General features: G+C 60.4%; 23 protein-coding genes, 2 tRNA genes and 3 rRNA genes. 18 read left to right on the top strand and 10 right to left on the bottom strand.

Annotated elements, in window-relative coordinates; translation table 11 throughout:
- The first annotated feature begins 9 nt into the window (after positions 1-9).
- From SynRS9902_RS02600 to SynRS9902_RS02575, 6 genes are read left to right on the top strand one after another with little or no spacing between them, the layout of a single operon-like run.
- Positions 10-1,155 carry an NAD(P)/FAD-dependent oxidoreductase gene (locus SynRS9902_RS02600; protein ID WP_186509858.1) on the top strand — a complete coding sequence of 382 codons (1,146 nt, stop codon included), beginning with the start codon at positions 10-12 and terminating at the stop codon, positions 1,153-1,155.
- The gene (gene hflX, locus SynRS9902_RS02595) at positions 1,152-2,828 is read left to right on the top strand and encodes a GTPase HflX (protein ID WP_186509857.1); all 1,677 of its coding nucleotides are present in this window, start codon (positions 1,152-1,154) and stop codon (positions 2,826-2,828) included. The genes SynRS9902_RS02600 and hflX overlap by 4 nt, the downstream gene beginning before the upstream one ends.
- Entirely contained in the window at positions 2,816-4,633 is a 1,818-nt protein-coding gene (locus SynRS9902_RS02590; RefSeq protein ID WP_186509856.1) for an SLC13 family permease, read from the top strand. The genes hflX and SynRS9902_RS02590 overlap by 13 nt, the downstream gene beginning before the upstream one ends.
- A 29-nt stretch (positions 4,634-4,662) precedes the next feature.
- A complete protein-coding gene (locus tag SynRS9902_RS02585) occupies positions 4,663-6,078 on the top strand; it encodes a TrkH family potassium uptake protein (RefSeq protein ID WP_186509855.1) in 1,416 nt (471 codons plus the stop codon).
- A gap of 24 nt (positions 6,079-6,102) precedes the next feature.
- Positions 6,103-6,807, top strand: a complete 705-nt coding sequence (locus SynRS9902_RS02580; RefSeq protein WP_186509854.1) for a TrkA family potassium uptake protein — start codon at positions 6,103-6,105, stop codon at positions 6,805-6,807.
- A 4-nt stretch (positions 6,808-6,811) separates the two neighbouring features.
- Positions 6,812-7,951 (top strand): anhydro-N-acetylmuramic acid kinase, encoded by a 1,140-nt coding sequence (locus tag SynRS9902_RS02575; protein ID WP_186509853.1) that lies wholly within the window; start codon positions 6,812-6,814, stop codon positions 7,949-7,951.
- Here the strand turns inward: SynRS9902_RS02575 and SynRS9902_RS02570 are convergent.
- A complete protein-coding gene (locus SynRS9902_RS02570) occupies positions 7,948-8,241 on the bottom strand; it encodes a hypothetical protein (protein WP_115160740.1) in 294 nt (97 codons plus the stop codon). The genes SynRS9902_RS02575 and SynRS9902_RS02570 overlap by 4 nt on opposite strands.
- 105 nt (positions 8,242-8,346) lie before the next feature.
- Here SynRS9902_RS02570 and SynRS9902_RS02565 point away from each other — a divergent pair, with 105 nt between their 5' ends.
- Positions 8,347-8,646 carry a hypothetical protein gene (locus tag SynRS9902_RS02565; protein WP_186509852.1) on the top strand — a complete coding sequence of 100 codons (300 nt, stop codon included), beginning with the start codon at positions 8,347-8,349 and terminating at the stop codon, positions 8,644-8,646.
- Positions 8,647-8,693: 47 nt separating this feature from the next.
- Entirely contained in the window at positions 8,694-8,924 is a 231-nt protein-coding gene (locus tag SynRS9902_RS02560; protein ID WP_186509851.1) for a hypothetical protein, read from the top strand.
- On the opposite strand, the gene SynRS9902_RS02555 is transcribed toward SynRS9902_RS02560, so the two are convergent.
- Complete coding sequence (locus SynRS9902_RS02555; RefSeq protein WP_186509850.1) at positions 8,902-9,078, bottom strand: hypothetical protein; 177 nt, start codon at positions 9,076-9,078, stop codon at positions 8,902-8,904. The genes SynRS9902_RS02560 and SynRS9902_RS02555 overlap by 23 nt on opposite strands.
- Before the next feature lie 70 nt (positions 9,079-9,148).
- On the opposite strand from SynRS9902_RS02555, the gene abc-f reads away from it, so the two are divergent.
- Positions 9,149-10,873, top strand: a complete 1,725-nt coding sequence (abc-f, locus tag SynRS9902_RS02550; RefSeq protein WP_186509849.1) for a ribosomal protection-like ABC-F family protein — start codon at positions 9,149-9,151, stop codon at positions 10,871-10,873.
- Between the two features lie 114 nt (positions 10,874-10,987).
- Positions 10,988-11,176 carry a hypothetical protein gene (locus SynRS9902_RS02545; protein ID WP_006849805.1) on the top strand — a complete coding sequence of 63 codons (189 nt, stop codon included), beginning with the start codon at positions 10,988-10,990 and terminating at the stop codon, positions 11,174-11,176.
- 10 nt (positions 11,177-11,186) lie between these two features.
- Here the strand turns inward: SynRS9902_RS02545 and SynRS9902_RS02540 are convergent, their stop codons facing one another.
- Positions 11,187-12,257, bottom strand: a complete 1,071-nt coding sequence (locus SynRS9902_RS02540; RefSeq protein ID WP_370586330.1) for a trypsin-like peptidase domain-containing protein — start codon at positions 12,255-12,257, stop codon at positions 11,187-11,189.
- Positions 12,258-12,461: 204 nt separating this feature from the next.
- On the opposite strand from SynRS9902_RS02540, the gene SynRS9902_RS02535 reads away from it, so the two are divergent.
- From SynRS9902_RS02535 to SynRS9902_RS02500, 8 genes are all read left to right on the top strand, one after another.
- On the top strand, positions 12,462-12,734 hold the full coding sequence (locus SynRS9902_RS02535; protein WP_186509848.1) for a DUF2973 domain-containing protein: 273 nt from the start codon (positions 12,462-12,464) through the stop codon (positions 12,732-12,734).
- Positions 12,735-12,767: 33 nt separating this feature from the next.
- A complete protein-coding gene (locus SynRS9902_RS02530; protein ID WP_006851931.1) occupies positions 12,768-13,151 on the top strand; it encodes a hypothetical protein in 384 nt (127 codons plus the stop codon).
- A 222-nt stretch (positions 13,152-13,373) separates the two neighbouring features.
- Entirely contained in the window at positions 13,374-15,878 is a 2,505-nt protein-coding gene (gene hrpB / locus SynRS9902_RS02525) for an ATP-dependent helicase HrpB (protein ID WP_186509847.1), read from the top strand.
- 87 nt (positions 15,879-15,965) lie between these two features.
- Positions 15,966-16,106 (top strand): chlorophyll a/b-binding protein, encoded by a 141-nt coding sequence (locus tag SynRS9902_RS02520; RefSeq protein WP_011365253.1) that lies wholly within the window; start codon positions 15,966-15,968, stop codon positions 16,104-16,106.
- 113 nt (positions 16,107-16,219) lie between these two features.
- Positions 16,220-16,396 (top strand): hypothetical protein, encoded by a 177-nt coding sequence (locus SynRS9902_RS02515; protein ID WP_186509846.1) that lies wholly within the window; start codon positions 16,220-16,222, stop codon positions 16,394-16,396.
- Entirely contained in the window at positions 16,386-17,549 is a 1,164-nt protein-coding gene (gene xseA, locus SynRS9902_RS02510) for an exodeoxyribonuclease VII large subunit (RefSeq protein WP_186509845.1), read from the top strand. The genes SynRS9902_RS02515 and xseA overlap by 11 nt, the downstream gene beginning before the upstream one ends.
- Positions 17,549-17,818 (top strand): exodeoxyribonuclease VII small subunit, encoded by a 270-nt coding sequence (xseB, locus tag SynRS9902_RS02505; protein WP_186509844.1) that lies wholly within the window; start codon positions 17,549-17,551, stop codon positions 17,816-17,818. The genes xseA and xseB overlap by 1 nt, the downstream gene beginning before the upstream one ends.
- A complete protein-coding gene (locus tag SynRS9902_RS02500; RefSeq protein WP_115009326.1) occupies positions 17,811-18,164 on the top strand; it encodes a DUF2834 domain-containing protein in 354 nt (117 codons plus the stop codon). Before xseB ends, SynRS9902_RS02500 begins: the two co-directional genes overlap by 8 nt.
- Here SynRS9902_RS02500 and SynRS9902_RS02495 read toward each other — a convergent pair.
- From SynRS9902_RS02495 to SynRS9902_RS02465, 7 genes are all read right to left on the bottom strand, one after another.
- The gene (locus SynRS9902_RS02495) at positions 18,140-18,490 is read right to left on the bottom strand and encodes a hypothetical protein (RefSeq protein WP_186509843.1); all 351 of its coding nucleotides are present in this window, start codon (positions 18,488-18,490) and stop codon (positions 18,140-18,142) included. The two genes, SynRS9902_RS02500 and SynRS9902_RS02495, sit on opposite strands and share 25 nt — an antisense overlap.
- A gap of 53 nt (positions 18,491-18,543) precedes the next feature.
- Positions 18,544-19,476 carry a YihY/virulence factor BrkB family protein gene (locus tag SynRS9902_RS02490; RefSeq protein WP_186509842.1) on the bottom strand — a complete coding sequence of 311 codons (933 nt, stop codon included), beginning with the start codon at positions 19,474-19,476 and terminating at the stop codon, positions 18,544-18,546.
- Between the two features lie 130 nt (positions 19,477-19,606).
- Positions 19,607-19,723, bottom strand: a 5S ribosomal RNA gene (gene rrf, locus SynRS9902_RS02485).
- A 110-nt stretch (positions 19,724-19,833) separates the two neighbouring features.
- A 23S ribosomal RNA gene (locus tag SynRS9902_RS02480) occupies positions 19,834-22,701 on the bottom strand.
- Between the two features lie 435 nt (positions 22,702-23,136).
- Positions 23,137-23,209, bottom strand: a tRNA-Ala gene (locus SynRS9902_RS02475).
- 9 nt (positions 23,210-23,218) lie between these two features.
- Positions 23,219-23,292, bottom strand: a tRNA-Ile gene (locus SynRS9902_RS02470).
- Between the two features lie 184 nt (positions 23,293-23,476).
- A 16S ribosomal RNA gene (locus SynRS9902_RS02465) occupies positions 23,477-24,962 on the bottom strand.
- Together the 16S, 23S and 5S rRNA genes with 2 tRNA genes alongside form the textbook arrangement of a ribosomal RNA operon.
- Positions 24,963-25,117 lie beyond the last annotated feature (155 nt).

The following is a 25,117-nucleotide window of genomic DNA, read 5'->3' as shown; positions in this document are numbered from 1 at the left end:
GATCCCTTCATGCGTTCACCCTCGTCCCCATCGGATGCCGTGGTGATCGTTGGCGGTGGATTCGGCGGACTTTTCACAGCACTAGCTCTTCAGCGTCGACAACCCAGCTGCCCCATCGTTCTGGTCGAACCGCGGGATCGCTTTCTGTTTCAACCGCTGCTGTACGAACTGCTCAGTGATGAACTTCAAGGCTGGGAGGTGGCCCCCCGCTATGACCAACTGCTGAATAACGGCATCTGCTGGATCCAAGACAGCGTTGTTGGCATCGACCAAACCAGCCAAAGCATCGAGTTGGCTTCTGGAGATCGATTGGGCTGGTCACAACTAGTGCTGGCGACGGGCTCGAAAGCCAATGACTTCGGCATTCCAGGCGTCAAGGAACACAGCTCCGGTTTCCGTGACCTCAGCGATGTGAGCCGCCTCAAGCAATGGCTCAACAACCTGCACCAGCAACGGGATGGAGAGGCCGGGCTGATCATTGTTGGCGCGGGACCAACCGGCGTCGAACTGGCCTGCAAGCTGGCGGATCTGGTCGACGGTGCTGCCAGCGTTCGCCTGGTGGAGATGGGCGATGAAATCCTTCCCGGCAGCACAGCGTTCAATCGCGAGCGGGCCCAGGCAGCACTGGAACGCAAAGGGGTGGTGGTCCAGCTCAACACCAGCGTGCGCGAAGTGAAGCCCAGCACTGCTGTTCTTGCCGATGGTGCTGTTCTGCGTCATGCAGGCCTGATCTGGACCGCAGGAAGCAGCCCCTCCATCCCCGCCATCTCACCCACACCTGTGCTGGAACGGGGGCGCCTGGCCGTTGACGATGACCTGCGCCTGGTGGGCTGCACCAACACGTTCGCCCTCGGGGATCTCTCAGCCCGGCCAGGCAGCCCATGGCCCGCCAGCGCCCAGGTAGCGATGCAACAGGGCGATGCCACTGCCGCAGCCATCGCGCAGCTGCGGATGGAGGAAGAGCCACAACCCTTCCAGTTCGAGGACCGCGGCGAAATGCTCAGCCTCGGTGTCGGTGAAGCCACCCTCACCGGCATGGGACTCACCCTGGCCGGCCCCTTGGCCTTCCAGTTGCGACGGGCCACCTATCTCACTCGCCTGCCAGGCCTCTCTCTGGGTCTGCGCTCGGCAGGCGCCTGGTTGTTGAACCGTTGAAGCAATCCCACCTCGGCGGGCGTTGCCGTGGTCTGCGCCCCAGCCAGCAACGGCAGCTGGAGCGGTTGAGCCATCGCCGTCATCCCGAAGAGTGCGGCGCCGATCTGCTGAGCCTCGAACGCTTGGCCGACCTGGTGCTGGATCTGGAGATGGCATTGCATCTGGTGCTGGACGGCCGTGGCCTCTGCCGCCTGCTCTGGCTGGGGCCTCTCACCGGCAGCGATTCGCTGTTAGAGCACCTACCGGCGACGCCGCGGCGGAGCAGCGGGGGATGGCGACTGATCAGCTGCCCTTTTGCCCGCAAAGGGCTGCACTCAGATCCCCGCGACGCCGTGGTCGCCCTCGACATCGCCCCTCGGCACTGGCTGCGCTTTGCACCATGCCCGGCGGCCGATGGAGCTCGCCCGGCCGAACTCTTGATTCCGGACCCGTCTCAAGCCGATGGCTGGAGACGGTTTGAACAAGGCGACCTGAGGGATCTTTGCGTCCTCACACCGGACGAACCCCATCACCAAAGCATCAACGCCGCGGCCGGAGACGAGCGGGTGCTTCTGCTGACGCTCACCAGTGGCGATGAACAGCGCGATCAGCGGGATCTGGCTGAGCTGGAAGGCTTGGTGCGTAGTGCCGGTGCCGAGCCAGTGGCCCGGACCAGCCAGCGCCGGGGCCAAACCAATCCCCAGACGCTCTGGGGCTCCGGAAAACTTCAGGAAGCCGCCCTCGAGATCCGCCGCTGCCAGGCCTCCCTTGTCATCACCGACAGGGAGCTCACCCCCGTACAGGCCCGCAATCTGGAACGGCTGCTCAGCTGCCCGGTCTCCGACCGCAGTGAGCTGATCCTCGACATCTTTGCCCAGCGGGCCGGCAGTGCTGCAGGGCGACTTCAGGTGGAACTGGCTCAGCTGCGCTACCGGTTACCGCGCCTGCTGGGACGGGGCAGCAGCCTGTCGCGGCAGGGCGGTGGCATCGGCACACGCGGCCCAGGGGAAACACAGCTGGAAAAGGACCGTCGGGCCATCAGCCGACGCATCGAACGACTGCTTCGAGATCAACGCCAACTTCAATCCCACCGCAGCCGCTTGCGGGATCAGCGGCGTGGCCTGCCGCGGGTGGCTCTTGTGGGCTACACCAACGCAGGCAAATCCAGCCTGCTCAATGCCTTATGCGGCAAACGGGCCAGTGATCGCGTGCTGGCGGAGAACAAGTTGTTCGCGACCCTGGACCCCACCACCCGAAAACTCGACCTGCCCTGCCCTGGGGCACGCCCCGAACGGTTGCTGCTCACCGACACGGTGGGCTTCATCCGCGATCTCCCCGCCCCACTGGTGGAAGCTTTCCGCGCCACGCTGGAGGAGGCACTGGATGCCGATGTGCTGCTTCTGGTGGTCGATCTTGCTGACCCCGACTGGAAAGGCCACCTGGACACAGTGCATCGGCTGCTCGATGAGCTTGGCAGCACCGCCCTGCGCCGGGTGATCGCCAATCAGATCGACCGCTGCGAAGCGACGGAGATCGAAATGATTCATCAGCGGGACCCCGATGCTCTGTTTCTCTCAGCGGTGCGGGGGGATGGGCTGCAAGGCCTCAAGCAGTGGCTGCGTGAGCAATTTTTTGATCCCGGGGCAGAATCGCCGCAATTGACGACCGGCGACTCGCCGCCATGGCCGAGCTGAGCAGCGCTCTTCAGAACCCCCAGGCGTTGATCACCCTGGCCGTATTGGGCCTGGCGGTGGTGCTGTTCATCACCGGCGTCATTGCCCCGGAGCTCACGGGGTTGCTGAGCCTGAGCCTGCTGATCGCCACCGGGGTGCTCAATCCCCAGGAGGCCTTGGCGGGATTCAGCAGTCCTGCACTGATCACCCTGCTGGGCCTGTTCCCGGTCTCCGCTGCACTGTTCAAAAGCGGTGCCCTGGATCGCCTGAGGGCTTTGATCGCGTCGGAGCGGATCCGCTCCTCGCGCCGTCTGGTTGCGCTGATGGCCTTCGTGATCGCCCCGGTATCGGGAGTTGTGCCCAACACACCGGTGGTGGCATCGCTGCTGCCCGTGGTAGAGGGCTGGTGCCAAAGGCGCGGCATTTCGCCATCACGGGTGCTGCTGCCCTTGTCGTTTTCAACAGTTCTGGGGGGGACCCTGACCCTGCTGGGCAGCTCGGTGAACCTCTTGGTGAGCGACATCAGCCAACAACTGGGCTACGGCTCCCTCGATCTATTCAGCTTCACCCTGATCAGCCTGCCGGTCTGGCTGGCAGGGGCCACTTATCTGGTGATGGCTCCGAGAGTGCTGCTACCGGACCGTGGTGTCAGCACAGATGAGCTCGGCGGCAACCCCAAGGACAGCAGCTACTGCACGGAGGTGCGCATCCCCCCCGACTCAGAGCTGGTGGGCCACTCGCTGCTGAACAGCCGACTGCAACGACGCTTTGATGTAGACGTGCTGGAACTGCAGCGCAGTGGAGAACGACTTCTGCCCCCCCTGGCGGACCGACGGCTGGAGGCCGGCGATCGCCTGCTGCTGCGGGTCACACGCCCGGATCTGCTGCGTCTCCAGCAGGATCACACGGTTCAGCTAACAACCCAGGGGCAGAACGCCGGATTCAGCTTAAACACCGAAGAGTCAAGCGGTCAGAAAACCGTGGAAGTGTTGCTGCCGGCTGGTTCCACCCTGGCCGGCGCCAGCCTGCGGGAATTGCGGTTCCGGCAACGCCACAACGCCACGGTGCTCGCCCTTCGCCGCGGCCAGGAGACCGTTCAGGAACGCCTCGGCCAGGTGATCCTGCGCGAAGGAGATGTGCTGCTGCTGCAGGCACCCATCGACTCCATACGCGGTCTGCAGGCCAGCAACGACCTGTTGGTGCTGGACCGACTGGAGGATGACCTGCCCACCGTGCGGCGCAAGCCCGTGGCCGTCAGCATTGCCCTGGCGATGCTGCTGCTGCCGACGCTCACCCCCATTCCCCTGGTGGCGGCGGTGCTGTTGGCCATGGTGAGCGTGGTGGCCACCGGCTGCCTGCGCCTTGGTGAACTGCAGCGCTCGATCCGGCTGGACGTGATCCTGTTGCTGGGATCCCTCACCAGTTTCAGCGTTGCCATACAGAGCACGGGCCTCGCCGATGCCCTCGCCCTGGTGCTCCAGCAGGAGCTGGCGGGCTGGCCGAGCTATGCCGCTTTGATGGTGGTCTTCATCGGCACCACGCTCTTGACCCAGGTAATGAGCAATGCGGCCTCGGTGGCCCTGCTTGCGCCTGTCGCAGTGCAACTGGCCCCGTCCCTGCAGCTGTCTCCCACCGCCTTGCTGATCACAGTGCTGTTCGGAGCCAGTCAGTCCTTTCTCACCCCCGTCGGATATCAGACCAATTTGATGGTGTTCGGTCCAGGCCGTTATCGCTTTCTGGACGTCACCCGCTACGGACTTGGCCTGACGCTGATCATGACCATCCTCGTGCCGGCCTTGATCCTCTGGCATTACGGCGGATCCTGAACAACACTGGTCAGATCTCGCGCGCACCTGTGCCGATCAGAAGGGCCATCGAACGCAGCCAGGGCTGGCATCGTCGGCTCACCGTTCCACAGTTCACCGTGGTGACTGGATTGCTGGTGGTGCTGATCGGCACGTTGCTGCTGGCCACTCCGCTGTGCTCCTCAAACCGCGTGGGGCTTTGGGAAGCTCTGTTCACGGCCACATCGGCCATCACCGTGACCGGCCTGTCGATCATCGACATCGGTGCCGATCTCACGACCTTCGGCCAGGCGGTGCTGGCCCTGATGATCCTGGCGGGGGGCCTTGGCTTGATGGCCATCACCACGTTTCTCCAGGGCTTTGTGGTGCAGGGAACAGCCCTGCGCCGCCGCCTGGATCGGGGGCAGGCCCTGGATGAATTCGGCGTTGGGGGCGTTGGGCGCACGTTTCGTGGCATTGCCCTGACCGCGACGCTGGTGATCCTGGTGGGGGCTGTGATCCTGTATCACTTCGGCTTCGATGACATACCGAACCAGGGCGAACGCCTCTGGGCTGCGGTGTTCCATAGCATCTCGGCATACAACAACGCGGGATTCGGACTCTGGAGCGACAGCCTCGAGCGCTACCGCAGCAATGGGGTTGTGAATGCCGTGGTGATGCTGCTGATCGTTGCCGGCGGCCTGGGGTGGCGGGTCACCAGCGATCTGACCACACAGCTGCTGCGCAGACGGCGAAGTCGGCAGCGTCTGAGCCTGCACTCCCGCCTGGTGCTGCGCACCACCCTGCTGTTGATCGTCTTCGGGGCAGGGGGGGTGGCCCTGACGGAATGGTTGAACCAGGGTGAGATCTTCGCGGGCATGCCCTGGTCTGAGCGCTGGCTCACAGCCCTGTTCAAATCCGTCACGGCACGCACAGCCGGCTTCAGCACCCTTCCGCTCTCGCTCGACACCGTCACCGAATCGAGCCTGCTGTTGCTGATGGTGCTGATGTTCATCGGGGCCAGCCCAGGCGGCACCGGTGGCGGGATCAAAACCACCACCGTGGCCGCCTTGATGGCGGCCACCCGCTCCACCCTGCGGGGCCGTGAGGTGGTGGTGATCCGAAACAGAAGCATCAGCGACAAGGTGGTGCTGAGGGCCGTCGGCATCACGGTGGGCTCCCTGCTGTTCGTGATGGCCATGGCGATGCTGATCAGCATCGCCAGCAATTTGAACGGGAAGGATTCATTCACCTTCATGGAAATGCTGTTCACCTGCATCTCCGCTTTTGCCACGGTGGGCCTAGATCTGGGAGTCACCGTTGAACTCCCCCGTTTCGGCCAGGCGGTGCTGATGGTGGGAATGTTTGTGGGACGGCTGGGGATCCTGTTGCTGCTGAGTGCGATCTGGGAAGCGATGACGCAGGAACAAATCCAGATGAATCGCCAGAATCGAGTCGGTTACCCCAGCGAGGATCTGTATGTCTGAGCGCGATCAGCGGGGGAGGCAGCGATGAAGGAGTGGTGGCAGTGGAGCCCGGCCCAGGGCAGCGAAAGACTCGGCTTCGCGATCATCGGCGTGGGCCGTTTCGGCATCGCCGTTTGCCGGGAACTGCTTCAGAACGGAGCGGATGTGCTGGCCGTGGACCGCTCTGAGCGGGCGGTGGATGAACTGCGTCAGGTGGAGCCCAGCGTGGAGGCCCGCGTCGTAGACTGCACCGATGAAGAGGCCCTGCGAGAAGCCGGCGTGCTCGACATGGGCACCGTCGTGGTGGCGATCAGTGAACCGATCGAAGCCAGCATTACCGCCACCTTGATCGCCAAAGACAGCGAGGGAAGCCGCGTGCGCCAGGTGATCGCGAGGGCAACGAGCGACCTCCACGAAAAAATGCTGAAGCGGGTGGGAGCCGACCGGGTGATCTTTCCCTCGCGCATGCAGGGTGAGCGCCTGGGTCTTGAACTGGTGCGCCCCAACCTGATGGAGCGGCTGGCCCTGGATGAACAGCACTGCATCGAGGAGATCAAGGTTCCGAAACCGTTTGTGGGGCGGTCGCTACGGGAGCTGAATCTGCGCAAGAACTTCAGGGTGAACGTGCTGGCGGCAGGACCGCAAAGCAGCCTGATGGTGAACCCACCGGCATCCCACGTGCTGGAGGAGGGGCACCTGCTTGTGGTGATGGGACTAGTGGACGACCTGCAACGGCTCCCAAAAAACTGAGCCGATGCACTGCCTCGGGCTGATGAGCGGAACCAGTGCTGACGGCGTGGATGCGGTGCTGGTGCGCTTCGACGGCCCACCTCAGCATCCTCAGTGGTCCTTGCTTCGCCACCACCACCAGCCCTATCCGCTCGAACTGCAGCAGCAAGTGGTGGCAGCCGGCCAGGGTGCACCGATGCCGGCATCCTGCTGGCTGGAGCTGGCGGAAGCCATCACGGAGGTGCAAGCCAAAGCAGTGCAGGCCTGCGATCCCGATGCAACAGCTGAGCTGATCGGTTGCCATGGTCAGACCGTTTGGCACCGTCCGCCGACCCCAGGGGTACGGGGGGCCAGTTGGCAGATGCTGCAGGCCCCGCTGCTGGCTCATCTGCTGCAAAGGCCGGTGGTGCATGACTTCCGCGCCGCTGATCTGGCGTTAGGGGGACAGGGAGCACCGCTCGTGCCTCGGGCCGATGCGGCACTGCTTGGGAGCACGCAGGGCTGGCGGGCCCTGCTGAACCTGGGCGGCATTGCCAACCTCACCCTCATCCCCCCCTGCAGTGGAGTGGATCGTCATGCCGCGATCTTGGGATGGGACTGCGGCCCCGCCAACAGCCTGATTGACCTGGGCATGCGCCAGTTCACCAATGGCACCCAAAGCTTCGACAAGGGTGGAGCGATGGCAGCGCAGGGTCATGCGGATGAGGGCTGGATCCAGCGCTGGCTCCAGGAGGAGTATTTCCAGCTGGCACCACCAAAATCCACGGGACGGGAGTGTTTCGGACAGGACGACCTCAACCGGCGGCTACGTCAGCTCGGTGGAGCCTCGGCGGCAGATGCCATGGCCACCCTGACGGCCTTTTCCGCCGCTGTGGTTGCCGAGGATCTAGCACGTCTGCGCCAAAGCGTTGGGATCGCACCGATCGAATTGATCACAGCCGGAGGTGGCAGCCAAAACCCAGTGTTGATCGATGAGCTGCGGCGGCGCTGCCGAGGCGCACAGATCGATGCAAGCAGCAGTCTGGGGGTGCCGACGGAAGCCCGAGAAGCGCTGGTCTTCGCGTTGCTGGGCTGGTGGCACCACAGGGGACATCCCGGCAATGTGCCCGCCGTCACCGGAGCCTCTCGGGAGGCCGTGCTCGGCACGCGGGTGGAGCCGGGCTAACCGGGCCGGTGCAAGCGCAGGCGCCGGGGGGCGCCCCGCAGACGGCGGGGCTGCTGTGATTCCAGGGCAGACCGCAGGCGCTCCTCGCGGGACGGAGCCGGTGCGGACGCCTCCAACTCCTGCTCATGGCGCTGAACTCCCTGCTGGATCAGCACCCTCGCCATGTTGCTCACAGTGCGGGATTCCAACTCCGCCATCGCCGTGAGACGCGCGCAGAGATCCTCAGGCAGAACCACCTGAATTCTCGGGGACTTGGGCTTCCCGCTGGATGAGGTCTGACGGGTGGGCACGACCGGATCCCCTGGAAGAGGCTCTGCTACTAAAAAGTGTACAGAGATGGTCAAGGGTAGTATCCATGACTATGGTGGGGGCATTGGTCCTCCTCGGAGTACCCCATGACCGAAGCCACACCTCGCTCCCGTCGCAGCCCAGCCGGCACCCGCGCTCGGTCCCGACGCCCCCGTCGCAGCGCTGAAAACAGCGACGTGCTGGTGTCAGCCGTCATCAGCACCTATCTGCTCACCCACCTGCACCACGTGTTGCAACGGGCCGAATACGGCGCTTCCCAGGAAGGGCGCAGCACCCAGGCCGCCAACTACGCCCAACTGCGCAAGGTGCTCTGCATGGACGCCCGCAGCATGAAAGACGCCTCGGCCCTGGGGCAGCACGATGACGGCATCGAACAAGCTGCCTGACAAGACTCTCGGTGCTGAATAGCGTTTGAGCAGTTGCTCAGATCGCGATGGCTTCCAACGCTGCATCGCTGTACGCCCGAATCAGCAGCAATCCGGAACAGACCCAGGCCCTGTTCCGTCAGGCGCTCCAGGATCCAAACGGGGCCATGGCCAGCATCTGCAGCCTGGGCGACCGGCTAGGGCTTCCCGTCACGACCCAGGAAGTGCGCGACCATCTGGCCAGCCTTGATGACGACGACAGCAAGCGCTGGCTGATTAAGGCGAGAGGTGGTCTGTGAGCTCGGGGGCTTCGGGCGTCAGAAGAGCCTGGGGCTCAGCGCGTTCACGGCGTTCGTAGCCGCCACCTCCGGCCCAACTGAAGAAGAGCAAGTAACTCACAATCGCTAATCCTGCAGCCACCACAAGAGCGGCCAGCTGCTCCAGTTTCAGCACGGCGACCAGCCTACGTGAACCCTCACCAGTTTGCCGACAGGGATGATGGGGGGCATCACGCCTTCCGCCGGTGCTGCGACTCGAAAACGTCAGCAAGATCTACCCCACGGGAGAAGTGCTCCGCGCCGTGACCTGGGAGGTGAAACCCGGAGACAGAATCGGCCTGGTGGGGGTGAACGGCGCCGGCAAGTCCACCCAGATGCGTCTGATCGCCGGACACGAAGAGCCCACAAGCGGCCAGGTGGTTCGGCAGGGGGAGCCCCGCATCGCCTACCTCCAGCAGGAATTCGACGTGGACTTGGAGCGCACGGTGCGCCAGGAACTGTTTCAAGCCTTCGGCGAAGCGGCCGAGGTCATGAACCAGCAGCAGCAGGTTGAAGAGGCGATGGGCTCCGAACGGGCTGCGGAAGATCCCGATCATCTGGACCAGCTGATCCAAGAACTGGGAAAGCTGCAAAGCCGTTTCGAAGCACTGCATGGCTACGAACTCGATGCCCGCATCGACAAGCTCCTGCCCACGATCGGCTTCACCCCGGAGGACGCTGAGCTGCAGGTGAAGGACTATTCCGGGGGCTGGCAGATGCGGATTGCCCTGGGAAAAATCCTGCTGCAGGAACCGGATCTTCTGCTGCTCGACGAACCCACAAACCATCTGGATGTCGAAACCATCCAGTGGCTGGAGAACTACCTGCTGGAGCAGAGCGCAGCCCTTGTGGTGATCAGCCATGACCGCACCTTCCTCGACCGGGTCTGCAATCAGATCGTTTCCACCGAACGGGGGGTGTCCCGCAGCTACCTCGGCAACTACACCGCCCACCTGGAGCAAAAACAACTGGAGCGGGAGGCCACACAGGCGGCCTTCGAACGGCAGCAGAAAGAGATCGCCACGCAACAGGCCTACATCGATCGCTTCCGTGCCAGTGCCACCCGCAGCACCCAGGCCAAAAGCCGTGAGAAGCAGCTGGACAAAGTGGAACGGGTGGAGGCACCGATCGAATCCGTGGCCGGGCCGAGTTTTCAGTTCCCGCCTGCCCCGCGCTCCGGCGCCCAGGTTGCCCTGATCGACAACATCACCCACAGCTATGGAGACAAAATCCTGTTCCTGGGAGCTGAACTGGAGGTGGAGCGGGGTGACCGCATTGCCTTCGTGGGCCCCAATGGTGCGGGCAAGTCCACCCTGCTGCGCCTGGTGATGGGGGTTGAGACCCCTGATGAAGGCAGTGCCCGGCTTGGGGAGCACAACGTGATTGCGGGGTACTTCGAACAGAACCAGGCCGAAGCCCTGGATCTGTCCAAGACCGTGATCGACACGATGTACGAAGCGGTTCCCGACTGGACCCAGACTCAGGTTCGTTCGCTGCTGGGCAGTTTCTGCTTCAGCAACGACACGGTGTTCAAGGAAGTCGGGAAGCTCAGCGGCGGAGAGAAAGCCCGTCTGGCCCTGGCCCTGATGCTGCTCACCCCCTGCAATCTGCTGGTTCTGGATGAGCCCACCAATCACCTCGACATCCCCGCCAAGCAGATGCTCGAGGACGCCTTGATGGCCTACGAGGGAGCCGCGCTGCTGGTCTCCCACGACCGCTATTTCATCTCCCGCGTCGCCAACCGCATCGTGGAACTGCGGGACGGCGAACTGGTGATGTATCGAGGGGATTACAACTACTACCTCGAGAAAAAAGAGGAGGAAAGGGCAGCCGCCAAGGAGAAAGAACTGGCTGCAGAACGGGAAGCCAAGCGGAAGGCCAACAAGGAGAAGCAGAAGGCACGCGATGCCCGCCGTAAAAAGGCGGCCTGACTGGCATCAGGCGACGGCAACGAAAACTTCACACAGGTTTAGGCAGGAAGACTTATTTCTCTTTACCTGCTGTTTTCATCTGCATAGGCTGACAAAACTGACCTTCCAGCCCCGATGAGCATGGTTCCCGGCCCCGGCAACAGCGAACCCGTTGGCGGTTCAACAGCCCCCGGTCCGGCCCCCCATGAGCAGACCTGGGACGCCGTGGAAACCTATTTCCAGTGCATCACCACCTGTTCGCTCGACGATGGCGACTGCATCACCCAATGCGTCGAACAACTGAGGGACGCCGACGACGCCTGAGCCAAAAGCTTCAGCCAGGGGCCAAGGCCGACAAATTGACGGGCTTGACGTTGATCGAGACCCGCTCCTGAGCTCGCTGCACCTCGAGCACAACCGTGGCACCGACACCGCGGCGTTCAATGGCACTGACCACCGCAGCTGGGCCGTCAACCACCTGGCCGTCGAAGCGAAGGATCACATCATCCACCTTGAGCCCGGCGCGGTGCCCCGGCCCCCCAGGTTGAACAGCGCGAATCACCGCACCTGGCGGCACCGGGGAAGTGGGCGTCGGCCGGGGCACCGGCGACAGACGGATGCCGATCACCGGATGACGGGCCTTGCCGCTGGCCACCAGCTGCTGGGCAATGGTTCGAGCCCGATTGATCGGAATGGCAAAACCCAGACCCGCCCCAGGCCCTGATCGCACCAAGGTGTTGATGCCGATCACCTCACCATCGGCATTGAGCAGTGGCCCACCCGAATTACCAGGATTGATCGCCGCGTCGGTCTGAATCAGGTCAAGACGTTTGCCGGAAATTCCCAACTGGGCAACGTTGCGGTTGAGGTTGCTGATGATTCCCAGAGTCACCGTGCTCTCCAGGCCAAAGGGATTGCCCACGGCAATCGCCCAGTCGCCCACGCTGAGCCGGTCGGAATCCCCCAGATCCGCGACCGGCCAGGGCCCGGAGCCCTCCAGGCGCACCACCGCGAGATCGGTGAGGCTGTCTTTGCCCACCACTCGGGCAGGCACCCTCCTGCCATCGGAGAGGTCCACGGTGAGTTGATCCGCCCCCTCCACCACATGGGCATTGGTGAGCAGAAGGCCCTTGGCATCGAAGATCACTCCACTGCCTTGGCCGCGCTGCACCCTGGAGCGCGGGGCCGTGGCGCGTGGGAAGCCGAAGAAGTGGCGAAACAAAGGGTCCTGCATCAAGGCCGGCGGCACACCCGCAACACTGGACTGATTGACGGTCCGCGCCGTCTCCAAGCTGACCACTGCCGGACCACTGCGCTTTACAGCGGCAGCCACAAACGAGCCGCGACGGATCTCCGGGCGCGCCTCGGCTTGCTGAGAGCCAACGATCAAGGAAAGCGACGACATGCCGGCCACCAGCAATCCCCCCGCCAGAGCAGAGGCAACCAGCGAGCGGGACGGGGAGTTGACCACAGCTTCAGGGCGATCGGCTGCCTCGACGCTACGCAGAGCAGATCCGAAAACAGCCAAGTTCCGTGTCAAAGCTGTGACCACATGCGACCGGGGTCCCGATAGCGTGAGAATGCAGATATTCAGCTGGGTCGAAGGGTCATGCTCGGTTCGCTGTTTCCCCTCATTTACGGAGCGCTGTTCGTGGCCCTGTTGTGGCAGGCCTTCCGCGTGATGAGCAAGGGTTTCCGCGCTGCCAGCGGTCCGATCAACAGCACGCCCAGCAACGCTCCGAACGACCGCACAGGCCAGGTCACCGTCCACCCAGAACTTCTGGACAGCGAGGGACGGATCACGGAAGAGGCCCTGCTGACGGTGCGCTTCGGCGGTGACGATGACGAAGCCTCGACGGCCGCGGGACCCGGCACTGAATAAATTGGGCGCTTGAAGTCGACAGGGGTCGCCTGAGTGGATCAGAGAACACGCATCGTTGCCGCGGTCATCAAAGGCCTCAAGCTGCCCCCACGGTTTCGGCTTCGGCTGATGAAAGAAGACCCCGTCCGCCTGGAATTGAGCCTGACTCCGGCCTACGGCAAGGACCCCATCACCGTGGGACTTGTGGAATCTCTTGATCTGGTGGCCCGTCGTGACCGGGAAGGCCGGATCCCCCGCGACCTTCAGGGCACCTGGGACTGGACCGTCCGCCACGGCCAGGTAAGCACCGGAGGCTGGAATCCCTATCTCAAGGAAGCCCTGCAGACCATGTTCGAAACCGGTCTCCCGGCCATCGTGTTTGAAGAACTCACCGGCGAGGAGTACCACCCCGTGGATGGGACCCGCCACGTGCGCTGATCCGGCACGGGTTTTCTGTAAAGGCGTGCGAATGAATGCAGCAATGCCACTGACAAGGGGGCTAGACCGGAATTAATCCGGCCTTTAAGAAAGTCTTCATGGCCTCCCTTGTCGTTTCCATCGGCCCGCTGGTGCGGCTGTTGGCGGCCGTCGGCGCCATCAGCAGCCTGGTGCTGTTCGGCCTGATGAATCTCATCCCGTGAATCGAGCGGCAACACCGCGTTGAACCAGTTCCCGATCGACGCCCTGTTGGAGCAGATCTGTTCTGCGGTCCGCCCAGGGGAAACGGTTCTGCTCCAGGCACCGCCGGGGGCGGGCAAGACCACACGGGTCCCCCTGGCGCTGATTGGAGCCCTGACGGAAGGCCAGAGCGTTCTTGAAGAGCATCAGAAAATCTGGATGATCGAGCCGCGGCGACTGGCCACCAAAGCGGCCGCCGCCCGTCTTGCCGAGAGCCTTGGAGAAGACATCGGCGCGCGCATCGGTTATGCCGTGCGCGGGGAACAGAAGCGATCCAATCGCACCCAGGTGGAAGTGATCACCGACGGCCTCTTCCTGCGGCGCTTGCAGAGCGATCCCTCGCTCGATGGGGTGGGGTGCGTGATCTTCGATGAATTTCATGAGCGGGGGCGGGACGCGGACCTATCCCTCGCCTTGCTGCGCGAGGCGAGGCCTCTACTGAATCCAGATCTCGCCGTGATCTTGATGTCAGCCACGCTGGATCTATCCGATCTGAGGGAACGGCTGCCCGAAGCAAAGGTGCTGGAAAGCCCGGGCCGCTGTTACCCGGTGGACACGCACCACCAACCACCACGGCCGGACGAACCCCTGCCAAAACAGGTGTTGCGCGCCATCGAGCAACACGCCCTCGACCAACCGCAGGGCAGCGGGGTTCTGGTCTTCCTGCCGGGGCTGGCGGAGATTGAACGCTGCAGACAGATCCTGACGGCCGCCCCGTCCATGCAGAACTGGAAGATTCAGGCGCTGCACGGTCAGCTGCCCTTGCAGCAGCAGAGTTCAGCCCTGCAGCGCTGCGAGCCCAACCAAGACGGCAGCATCATCCTGGCCAGCGCCATTGCCGAGAGCTCCCTCACGATTGATGGGGTGCGCCTGGTGATTGACAGCGGCCTCAGCCGTCAACTGCGTTACGACCCCAACACCCGCATGGAGGGTCTGGAGACCACCGTCTCCAGCCTGGCCAGTGCGGAACAGCGCCGGGGCCGGGCAGGCCGGCAATGCCCGGGCCACTGCATCCGCCTCTGGTCACCGGCAGAGCAACAGCGGCGCCCCCCTTTTCACCCCCCTGAACTGCTGCTGGCAGATCCCCAGCCCGTGCTAATGGAACTGGCCCAATGGGGGGCTGGACTGGGGGAAGAGCTGCCGTGGCTGGACCCTCCCCCCTCAGCAGCCATGCAAGAGGGACAGCACGGCCTGCAGCAGCTCGGCCTGCTGGAGCACGACGGCCGGATCAGCGAGCGGGGGCGGCTGATCGGCGGCCTCGGCGTTCACCCCCGTCTCGGCATGCTGCTGGTGGAAGCCCACGAACAGGGCGTCCCCCAGCTGGGCTGTGATCTGGCGGCCATCCTCAGCGAACGGGATCCCTTCAATCGCCGCCAGATCGGCAGCGATCTCGAAGCTCGGCTCAACAGCATCCAGCGCCATCCATCCCTACGAACGCTCAGCCAGCAGCTTCGCCGCCAACTGAAGCGACTGGGTGCCTCACCCCAGAAACGAGACGCATCCGTCAATGCTGGCGATCTGATCCTGGCGGCCTTTCCGGAATGGCTGGCGCAACAGCGTCCAGGCCAGGTCGGTCGCTATCAGCTGCGTCAGGGCCGCGGAGCCACGCTGCTGCCCTGGGATCCGCTCCAGGGCAGTCCAGCCCTGGCCGTCGCCAGGGTCGACATGGGCGGCCGGGACACTCAGATCCAGATGGCCGTGGCCCTGAGCCAGAGCACCCTGGAGAGCATCGCTGAGCGGGACGGCCACTGGCAGGACGAGGCCAGCTGGGATCCCGAACGCCAGCGGGTTCGGGCCGAACGCCAGCTCAAACTGGGGGCGTTGGTGGTGCGCCGAACGCCACAGCCTTCGCCAGCTGCAGCGCTGTGCCGCACCCTGCTGATCGAGCAGCTGAAGAAGGATGCCAGCCTTGATGCCCTGCCCTGGACGGACAACAGCGATCAGCTGCGCCAACGGCTGGCATGGATGCACCAACAAGTGGGCGTCCCCTGGCCTAATCGCGACCTAACAACCCTGCTGGAGCAAGCCGACACCTGGCTGGGCCCAAGCCTGGAGGGCTGCCTGGGCTGGAGCGACATCAGCGCGACAGCCTTAGAAGAAGCACTCTGGGGCGATCTGGATTGGAGCTTCAGGCAACAGCTTGATGACCTGCTGCCGCGCCGCATCCCGATCCCCTCCGGCCGGCAAGCCACGCTGCTTTACACCGCCGACGAAGTGATCCTCGCCGTGAAATTGCAGGAGATGTTTGGATCTGACGACGGCCCCCACGTGCTGAATGGCCGAATCCCCGTCACGCTGGAGCTGCTCTCACCAGCCGGACGCCCCCTGCAACGCACCCGCGCCCTCAAAGGCTTCTGGGAAGGCAGCTACCAGGAGGTGCGCCGGGAAATGCGAGGCCGCTACCCCAAGCATCCCTGGCCCGAAGACCCCCGCCAGGCGCTGCCGACGGCCCGCACCAAGCGCAAATCAAATGGCCAGCAATCCTGACCAGAAAAAGCCCGGCGCGTAGCCGTTAACACACTCAACAAAACTCCAACCTTTGTTACATTGACTTACAACCAACCGGTTCAACCCATGTCTGACAACGCACGCTTCGGTTTCGTCAACTTCGCTGAGACCTGGAACGGTCGTCTGGCCATGCTGGGCATCGTGATCGGCCTCGGCACCGAGCTCCTGACCGGCCAAGGCATCCTGTCCCAGATCGGCCTCGGCTGATTTCAGCTCCGCTGATTCGCAGAACCCCTCGGCTCGCCCGGGGGGTTTTTTGTTGCCTCTCCACCAGCCACCGCTGATGCAGCACAGTGGGGAGGATTCCGCTGAGGCAGTCGTTGGCACCGCTTTACGTTCAGAACAGACGTGATGGATCAAGGCTGCTCAGCAGCGCCTTGGTGATCTGCACGATTGGTGCCACCCAGATCCACCAGCACTGGGGCATTCTGCTGACCAGCATCTCGGCCGTTGTCTGCATCTACTGGGGTTACGCCTACAGCCGCCTTGAGCGTTGATCGTCTTCCGACCTATTCCGTTGCTGAGCTGAACACAGCCATCGGCAGCCTGCTGGAACGCGGCTTTGCGCCGCGTTTTTTGCTGGAGGCCACGGTCTCCCGGCCTCAACTCAAAAAGGGCCACCTCTGGCTCACCCTCACCGACGGCTCCGCCAGCATTTCCGGTGTGGTGTGGGCTTCGAAGCTGGCCCAATTGAGCTATCAACCCAAAGACGGTGACGGCGTCACCGTGGTGGGCAAGCTCAATTTCTGGGCAGCACGAGCAAGCCTCACCGTTCAGGCGCTGGACATCCGGCCAAGCCTCAGCACGGTGCTGCGCGACTTTGAACGGGTGCGGCAACTGCTGGAACAGGAGGGGGTGATCGACCCAAGCCATCAGAGGCCGCTTCCGAGACAACCCGCCTCGATCGCGGTGCTCACCAGCGTGCCCAGTTCCGCCCTAGCCGACATGCTCCGCACCGCGGCGGAACGCTGGCCCATGACGCAGCTGATCGTGGTGCCAATTCCAGTGCAGGGTTCCGTGGCACCGACGATCATCAGCACCCTGGAAGCCTTGGCCGAGCGCACAGATGAGTTGGGACTGGACGCTTTGGTGCTCGCCCGCGGCGGTGGCAGCCGGGAAGACCTGGCGGTGTTCGACAACGAAGCGCTTTGCCGCCTCCTGGCGAACTACCCCATACCGGTGGTGACAGGCCTGGGACATGAGGATGATCTCACCGTCGCCGATCTGGTGGCAGACCATCGTGCAGCCACACCCACGGCGGCGATCGTCGCACTGCTGCCCGACCGCGAGGCGGAACGCCAAGGGGTTGCGCAACGGCAAAGCCGATTGAAAGACGCGCTGCTGGGGAGAATCCTTCGCGAGCGTCAGCGCCTCCAGGCTCGGGACGTTGCCCTTCAGCAACAGTCTCCCCTGGAAAAGATCAAACGCCAACGCCAGGCACTGGCTCAAAGGCACCAATTGCTCAAGGCACTATCACCGGAACGCTGGCTGAAACGTGGCTTGGCTCTGATCAGCAACACCGCCGGCGACCCCATTTCAGACCTGGAATCCGTCAAGATCGGTGATCAGCTCAACATTCGAATGAGCAACGGAAGCCTTGAAGCTCGAGTCGATCAGATCCAGCCCAGTGCACCCACCACCTCCGCCTGATGAGCAAGCGCCAAGTCAAGAAAGAGCAACGCGATCGCATCGAAGCGTGGCGAAAGGATGCCGAGATACTGAGCTACGAGGAAGCCATGCAGGCTTTGGATCTGCTGCTTGCTGAACTACAGAACGACAGTGTTCCGTTGGCGGACTTGCAGCAAAAGGTGCTCCATGGCGAGGTGTATCTGAACCGGTGTCAGAGCCTGCTCGACAGCGTGGAGCAGTCGATTGTCGAGCTTGATCCCACAACTCTCAAAGCCACACCCGATGCGTAAAGCCCTGCCTTGGATTTATCTGCTTCTTGCTGTGTTGGGAGCGATCCTGCCCTGGAAGGCCAACCTGGAATTCATCGCCGAAAGCGGGGGACAGGCCTTTGATCTGGCACGATTCATCGCCGATGCCAGCAGCACAGCCGCGTCACGCTCCTTAAGCGCTGATCTACTGGTGGGGGCCAGTGCCGTCACGCTGTGGATCTGTGTGGAAGGACCACGTCAGAAGATCAAAGGTTGGTGGCTGGCCATCCCACTGAGCTTCGGTGTGGCCTTTGCCTGCGCTGCTCCGTTTTTCTTGTTCCTGCGGGAACGACAGCTTCAGGCTCAGGAATCAGAATCCACATCCTGAGCCACCACTTCAATGGTGAGGTCACTGGCAGGTGGAGACGGGGCTGCACCGCTGGCCGGGCTGCCTCCCGCACTGGCGTAGGGAGTGCCGCAGACGGCACAAACTACAGCCCCCTTCAGACCCATGGCACCGCAGGCAGCACAGCTGATCATCCGGGACTGCAAAAGCTTCCAACCAATCCAACCAAGACCGGAAAGGATCAAAGGAAGTGCCAAAAGAGCCAGCAACACTCCACCGGCAAGATCAAGCAAGAGACGACCTGCAGCGGTTGGCAGCAGCAGGAGCAACACAACTCCAATCCACAACACTGCTGGTGGTCGATTCATGGGTTTCAACGGAAGAGGTCCGTTGAATCAGCTTCGCAGAATTGAATCAAAGTTCAAGGCGCCGCGCTGTTCGGTTCCCCGAGCCGTGGTTTCGCAAAACGAACTGCAGCCAATTCCACGCTTAAACACTGGCCAAAATAAAGAATCACACCCACCAACCAAACCCAAAGCGTTAACACCAAAACACCACCAATCACGCCATAGGCCTGATAGCGATTACCCAGAGAAACAATACTCAAACTTAGAATTTTATTGAGAAAAGCGAGGCCGAATCCGATCAACAATGATCCAGGAATGAGAGGAATCGTAGGGACACGACGGCTGGGCAGCACCACCTGAAGCAACCAAGCCATTAAGGACAAGATCAACGCGGGAACAAGGATCCGCCCGAGAGGAAGAATGGGACTGGAGCGCACGATCCCCATCAAACCAGGAACGACGCCATCCAATAAGCCAAGAATGTCCTCAGGGAGCTGACCAATACTGAGCACCAACTGTTGGAAAACAATCAAAACAGATATGGCAAAAACCGTCAGAAAGGCCTCAACACGCGTTCTACAAAACTGTCCAACCTGTTGCCACCACGACAAACCGATTGATGGCTCGGGCAGAATCTCAGACCACAAGCGATCAGCTCCACGCTGGAGCGTTAAATAAGCATTACTCGCCGTAAGAAGCAAAACAACAACACCGAGGATTCCAGCGCCAAAACCTTGATCCACCAACCCACGCAAGGTCGAATCGACAAGGCTGGTTGCTGACGGCGGCAAAACCTGCGTCACCGAGGCCAACACATTATCCACACTGTCTGTTTTGCCAAACACCCTTGCGGCAACAGACAACGCAATCAGAAGCAGCGGAAAGAACGACTGAAGAACGAAATATGCAAAAGCAGCACTTAAATCAACACACTCAGCATTATTCCAACGCTGACAAGCCTTCCAAATCTGTCCACTTAAACGTCGAACTAGTGAACGTCTTGGCACAGATGAGCGCAAAAGACTACTTAAACCTTACAACAAAAAAGCCACCTCAAGGAGAGGTGGCTTCTTCGCGGGTGATGATGGTGATCGCTACAGCAATCAGCACATCATCAACCTATTTGGAGAATGTTTTACCTGGCATCGAGCTATTTTCTCAGGGGGCTACCCCCCAAATATCGTCGCCGCTGATGCGTTTCACAACCGAGTTCGGGATGGATCGGAGTGGGACCACACCGCCATGGACACCAGGATAGATGAACATTCTCAAGGGATGAACCCTGAGAACTGCATAGGATCTGCAGCGAATGCTGCACGTCTGAATCAAACAAAGAAATGAGTCTTCAGGCAAGAACCAAAATGTTGGTCAAGCCCTCGGTCTATTAGTACTCCTCTGCTGCATCCATTACTGGACTTCCACATAGAGCCTATCAACGGGTGTTCTTCCCGTGACCTTACTGGGTTACCCCATGGGAACACTCATCTTGAGGTGGGCTTCCCACTTAGATGCTTTCAGCGGTTATCCACTCCGCACATGGCTACCCAGCGTTTACCGTTGGCACGATAACTGGTACACCAGAGGTGCGTTCCTCCCGGTCCTCTCGTACTAGGGAGAAATCCTCTCAATGTTCCTGCGCGTACACCGGATATGGACCGAACTGTCTCACGACGTTCTGAACCCAGCTCGCGTACCGCTTTAATGGGCGAACAGCCCAACCCTTGGGACCGACTTCAGCCCCAGGTTGCGATGAGCCGACATCGAGGTGCCAAACCTCCCCGTCGATGTGAACTCTTGGGGGAGATCAGCCTGTTATCCCTAGAGTAACTTTTATCCGTTGAGCGACGGCCCTTCCACTCAGAACCGTCGGATCACTAAAACCGACTTTCGTCCCTGTTCGACTTGTAGGTCTCACAGTCAAGCTTCCTTCTGCTTTTGCACTCGTCAGCTGATTTCCAACCAGCCTGAGGAAACCTTTGTGCGCCTCCGTTACCTTTTAGGAGGCGACCGCCCCAGTCAAACTGCCCACCTGATACTGTCCGCTCCCCGGATAACGGGTGAACGTTAGAACCCTAGCTCTGAAAGAGTGGTATCTCACCAGTGACTAACTCATAGCCGCAACCATGAGATCAACGTCTCCCACCTATCCTGCGCATTCAGAGCCCGGGCACAATACCAAGCTACAGTAAAGCTTCATAGGGTCTTTCTGTCCAGGTGTACGTAGTCCGCATCTTCACAGACAATTCTATTTCGCCGAGCCTCTCTCCGAGACAGCGCCCTGATCGTTACGCCTTTCGTGCGGGTCGGAACTTACCCGACAAGGAATTTCGCTACCTTAGGACCGTTATAGTTACGGCCGCCGTTCACCGGGGCTTCAGTCGCCAGCTTCGCTTACGCTGACCGGCTTCCTTAACCTTCCGGCACTGGGCAGGCGTCAGCCCCCATACATCGTCTTGCGACTTAGCGGAGACCTGTGTTTTTGGTAAACAGTCGCCAGGGCCTCTTCACTGCGACCACCTTGCGGTGGCACCCCTTCTCCCGAAGTTACGGGGCCATTTTGCCGAGTTCCTTAGAGAGAGTTACCTCGCGCACCTCGGTATTCTCTACCACCCCACCTGTGTCGGTTTCGGGTACTGGCAGTCATGCCTTAACGGGTATAGAGCTTTTCTTGGAAGCTTGACGTCACCAACTTCGCTGCCGTAGCAGCTCGTACTCACGCCTCAGCTCGGAACGTTTTCACCGCTCCTCAACGCCTCGAACGCTTGAACCAGTAACCAACATCTGGCTTGGCTAGCCTTCTCCGTCCCTCTTCCCAAAACATGACCGGTACAGGAATGTTGACCTGTTATCCATCGACTACGCCTTTCGGCCTCGCCTTAGGTCCAGACTAACCCTCCGCGGACGAGCCTGCCGGAGGAACCCTTAGGGTTTCGGTGCATGGGATTCTCACCCATGTTTTCGCTACTCAAGCCGACATTCTCACTTCTATGCAGTCCACGCCCGCTCACGCTAACGCTTCGCCCCACATAGAACGCTCCCCTACCATAAAAATCCGCAGCTTCGGTACAACACTTAGCCCCGTTCATTTTCGGCGCAGGATCGCTCGACCAGTGAGCTATTACGCACTCCTTTGAGGATGGCTGCTTCTAGGCAAACCTCCTGGTTGTCTATGCAATCCCACCTCCTTTATCACTTAGTGTTGATTTGGGGACCTTAGCTGGCGGTCTGGGCTGTTTCCCTCTCGACCATGGAGCTTATCCCCCACAGTCTGACTGCCTCGCTACACACAGGGTATTCAGAGTTCATCTCGATTTGGTACCGCTCTCGCAGCCCGCACCGAAATGGTGGCTTTACCCCCCTGCTGGAGCACGAGACGCTACGCCTCAACGTATTTCGGGGAGAACCAGCTAGCTCCGGGTTCGATTGGCATTTCACCCCTAACCACAGCTCATCCGCTGACTTTTCAACGTCAGTCGGTTCGGACCTCCACTTGGTATCACCCAAGCTTCATCCTGGCCATGGTTAGATCACCCGGGTTCGGGTCTATAAACACTGACAAACGCCCTATTCAGACTCGCTTTCGCTATGGCTCCACCATTTCCGGTTTAACCCGCCAGTGCCTATAAGTCGCCGGCTCATTCTTCAACAGGCACACGGTCACCCTATAAGTAGGGCTCCCATTGCTTGTAGGCTCACGGTTTCATGTTCTATTTCACTCCCCTCCCGGGGTTCTTTTCACCTTTCCCTCGCGGTACTGTTTCGCTATCGGTCACACAGTAGTACTTAGCCTTACGAGGTGGTCCTCGCGGATTCACACGGAATTTCACGTGCTCCGTGCTACTCGGGATACAGCTAGCTCAGTTCAGTTTTCGGTTACGGGGCTTTCACCCTCTGTGGCGTGCCATTCAAGCACTTCTCCTAACTTCCCTGATACACGTTGCTGTCCCACAACCCCGATACTCGAAAGTATCGGTTTAGGCTCTTCCCCGTTCGCTCGCCGCTACTTAGGGAGTCGTTTTTACTTTCCTTTCCTCCAGCTACTAAGATGTTTCAGTTCGCTGGGTTGGCTCGTGCCAGCCTATGGATTCAGCTGGCCGTATTAAGGGTTGCCCCATTCGGAAATTCCCGGATCAAAGCGTGCTTCCAGCTCCCCGAGACTTATCGCAGGTAACCACGTCCTTCATCGCCTCTGTGTGCCAAGGTATCCGCCGTGAGCCCTTTGTAGCTTGACCAATTAACCTCCTGAACGCTTACCGCCGTTGAAAGCAGATTCTCAAGTTTTTATTGCTAAAAACAAGATCAAACTCTGATTGGCTCGACACCAATCAAAGAACGCTCAAGAGTCTCGGCTCTTGCTCAAAAGAATTTTCATTGTTCTAGATCCAATCTCCCTTTCAGAAGATCAGATTCAAAACAATGCATCTGTAAGATGCTTTGTTTTTTCCAGACTCACCTATGCAGTTGTCAAGGTTCTGCTAGAACTTCAAATCAAATTATCAATTGCTTGATCATTTGATCTGAGCCCAGCATCTTATCAACCAAATTCAAGGCATCAACCTAAAACTTGGAATGACAGGAAGCTGGGGTCATCCAGCGGACACATCTAAATCACACTCCAATCGAGCTCAACTCCAAAAAAATTGGAGATGGGAATCAAGTTCGGTCAGTGGAGGTTAGGAGACTCGAACTCCTGACATCCTGCTTGCAAAGCAGGCGCTCTACCAACTGAGCTAAACCCCCAACACCGAATGGGCCATCCTGGACTTGAACCAGGGACCTCACCCTTATCAGGGGTGCGCTCTAACCACCTGAGCTAATGGCCCAGGAGTCTCATCCCTTTTGGGGTGTGACCTAGACAAAGTTTAGGAACTGAAAATCTCCATCAAGCAATCAACATTGCTGCTGATCCTTGACTTCAAAGCTGAGGTACCGATCGACCTAAGGTGACAGGATTTCGGCCTAAGAATAAAAGTACTCAGGCATCAAAATCATTGTGTTGTCTCCCTGTTAGGAGGTGATCCATCCGCACCTTCCGGTACGGATACCTTGTTACGACTTCACCCCAGTCATCAGCCCCACCTTCGACGTCCTCCTCCACAAGGGTTGGAGTAACGGCTTCGGGCGTGGCCAACTTCCATGGTGTGACGGGCGGTGTGTACAAGGCCCGGGAACGTATTCACCGCAGTATGCTGACCTGCGATTACTAGCGATTCCGCCTTCACGTAGGCGAGTTGCAGCCTACGATCTGAACTGAGCCACGGTTTATGGGATTTGCTTGTCCTCGCGAACTTGCTGCCCTTTGTCCGTAGCATTGTAGTACGTGTGTAGCCCAGGATGTAAGGGGCATGATGACTTGACGTCATCCACACCTTCCTCCGGTTTATCACCGGCAGTCTCTCTAGAGTGCCCAACTAAATGCTGGCAACTAAAGACGTGGGTTGCGCTCGTTGCGGGACTTAACCCAACATCTCACGACACGAGCTGACGACAGCCATGCACCACCTGTCACTGCGTTCCCGAAGGCACTCTCCTGTTTCCAAGAGATTCGCAGGATGTCAAACCCTGGTAAGGTTCTTCGCGTTGCATCGAATTAAACCACATACTCCACCGCTTGTGCGGGCCCCCGTCAATTCCTTTGAGTTTCACACTTGCGTGCGTACTCCCCAGGCGGAACACTTAACGCGTTGGCTACGACACCGAGGGGGTCGATTCCCCCGACACCTAGTGTTCATCGTTTACGGCCAGGACTACAGGGGTATCTAATCCCTTTCGCTCCCCTGGCTTTCGTCCATGAGCGTCAGTGATGGCCCAGCAGAGCGCCTTCGCCACTGGTGTTCTTCCCGATATCTACGCATTTCACCGCTACACCGGGAATTCCCTCTGCCCCTACCACACTCAAGCCCAACAGTTTCCACTGCCATGATGGAGTTAAGCTCCACTTTTTAACAGCAGACTTGAAGGGCCGCCTGCGGACGCTTTACGCCCAATAATTCCGGATAACGCTTGCCACTCCCGTATTACCGCGGCTGCTGGCACGGAATTAGCCGTGGCTTATTCATCAAGTACCGTCAGATCTTCTTCCTTGATAAAAGAGGTTTACAGCCCAGAGGCCTTCATCCCTCACGCGGCGTTGCTCCGTCAGGCTTTCGCCCATTGCGGAAAATTCCCCACTGCTGCCTCCCGTAGGAGTCTGGGCCGTGTCTCAGTCCCAGTGTGGCTGATCATCCTCTCAGACCAGCTACTGATCGATGCCTTGGTGAGCCATTACCTACACCAACTAGCTAATCAGACGCGAGCTCATCCTCAGGCGAAATTCATTTCACCTCGCGGCATATGGGGTATTAGCAGCCGTTTCCAGCTGTTGTCCCCCTCCTGAGGGCAGATTCTCACGCGTTACTCACCCGTCCGCCACTAACCCGAAGGTTCGTTCGACTTGCATGTGTTAAGCACGCCGCCAGCGTTCATCCTGAGCCAGGATCAAACTCTCCGTTGTAGATCATTTCCTCTTAGACGTTTTCACGTCCTCAAAATGATTTGCGTCACCCATTACTCAGTAAAACTGGCAACAGTTGAGGCCTCCTTTCGCTGACACAAAAGGGTTCTTAAGAGTGCATCTCTAGATTTCTCTGTCAATGACTTTCCGGGATC

The organism is Synechococcus sp. RS9902, assembly GCF_014279635.1.
Classification (GTDB): Bacteria; Cyanobacteriota; Cyanobacteriia; order PCC-6307; family Cyanobiaceae; genus Parasynechococcus.
The sequence above is the reverse complement of the archived record's forward strand: the minus strand, read 5'-3'. Positions and strand labels throughout refer to the sequence as shown.

Excerpts from the sequence above, each read along its gene's own strand:
- SynRS9902_RS02600 (WP_186509858.1), top strand. The coding sequence starts at position 10 with ATGCGTTCACCCTCGTCCCCATCGGATGCCGTGGTGATCGTTGGCGGT.
- SynRS9902_RS02590 (WP_186509856.1), top strand. The coding sequence starts at position 2,816 with ATGGCCGAGCTGAGCAGCGCTCTTCAGAACCCCCAGGCGTTGATCACC.
- SynRS9902_RS02580 (WP_186509854.1), top strand. The coding sequence starts at position 6,103 with ATGAAGGAGTGGTGGCAGTGGAGCCCGGCCCAGGGCAGCGAAAGACTC.
- SynRS9902_RS02575 (WP_186509853.1), top strand. The coding sequence starts at position 6,812 with ATGCACTGCCTCGGGCTGATGAGCGGAACCAGTGCTGACGGCGTGGAT.
- SynRS9902_RS02565 (WP_186509852.1), top strand. The coding sequence starts at position 8,347 with ATGACCGAAGCCACACCTCGCTCCCGTCGCAGCCCAGCCGGCACCCGC.
- SynRS9902_RS02560 (WP_186509851.1), top strand. The coding sequence starts at position 8,694 with ATGGCTTCCAACGCTGCATCGCTGTACGCCCGAATCAGCAGCAATCCG.
- SynRS9902_RS02545 (WP_006849805.1), top strand. The coding sequence starts at position 10,988 with ATGAGCATGGTTCCCGGCCCCGGCAACAGCGAACCCGTTGGCGGTTCA.
- SynRS9902_RS02540 (WP_370586330.1), bottom strand. The coding sequence starts at position 12,257 with ATGTCGTCGCTTTCCTTGATCGTTGGCTCTCAGCAAGCCGAGGCGCGC.
- SynRS9902_RS02535 (WP_186509848.1), top strand. The coding sequence starts at position 12,462 with ATGCTCGGTTCGCTGTTTCCCCTCATTTACGGAGCGCTGTTCGTGGCC.
- SynRS9902_RS02520 (WP_011365253.1), top strand. The coding sequence starts at position 15,966 with ATGTCTGACAACGCACGCTTCGGTTTCGTCAACTTCGCTGAGACCTGG.
- xseB (WP_186509844.1), top strand. The coding sequence starts at position 17,549 with ATGAGCAAGCGCCAAGTCAAGAAAGAGCAACGCGATCGCATCGAAGCG.
- SynRS9902_RS02500 (WP_115009326.1), top strand. The coding sequence starts at position 17,811 with ATGCGTAAAGCCCTGCCTTGGATTTATCTGCTTCTTGCTGTGTTGGGA.
- SynRS9902_RS02495 (WP_186509843.1), bottom strand. The coding sequence starts at position 18,490 with ATGAATCGACCACCAGCAGTGTTGTGGATTGGAGTTGTGTTGCTCCTG.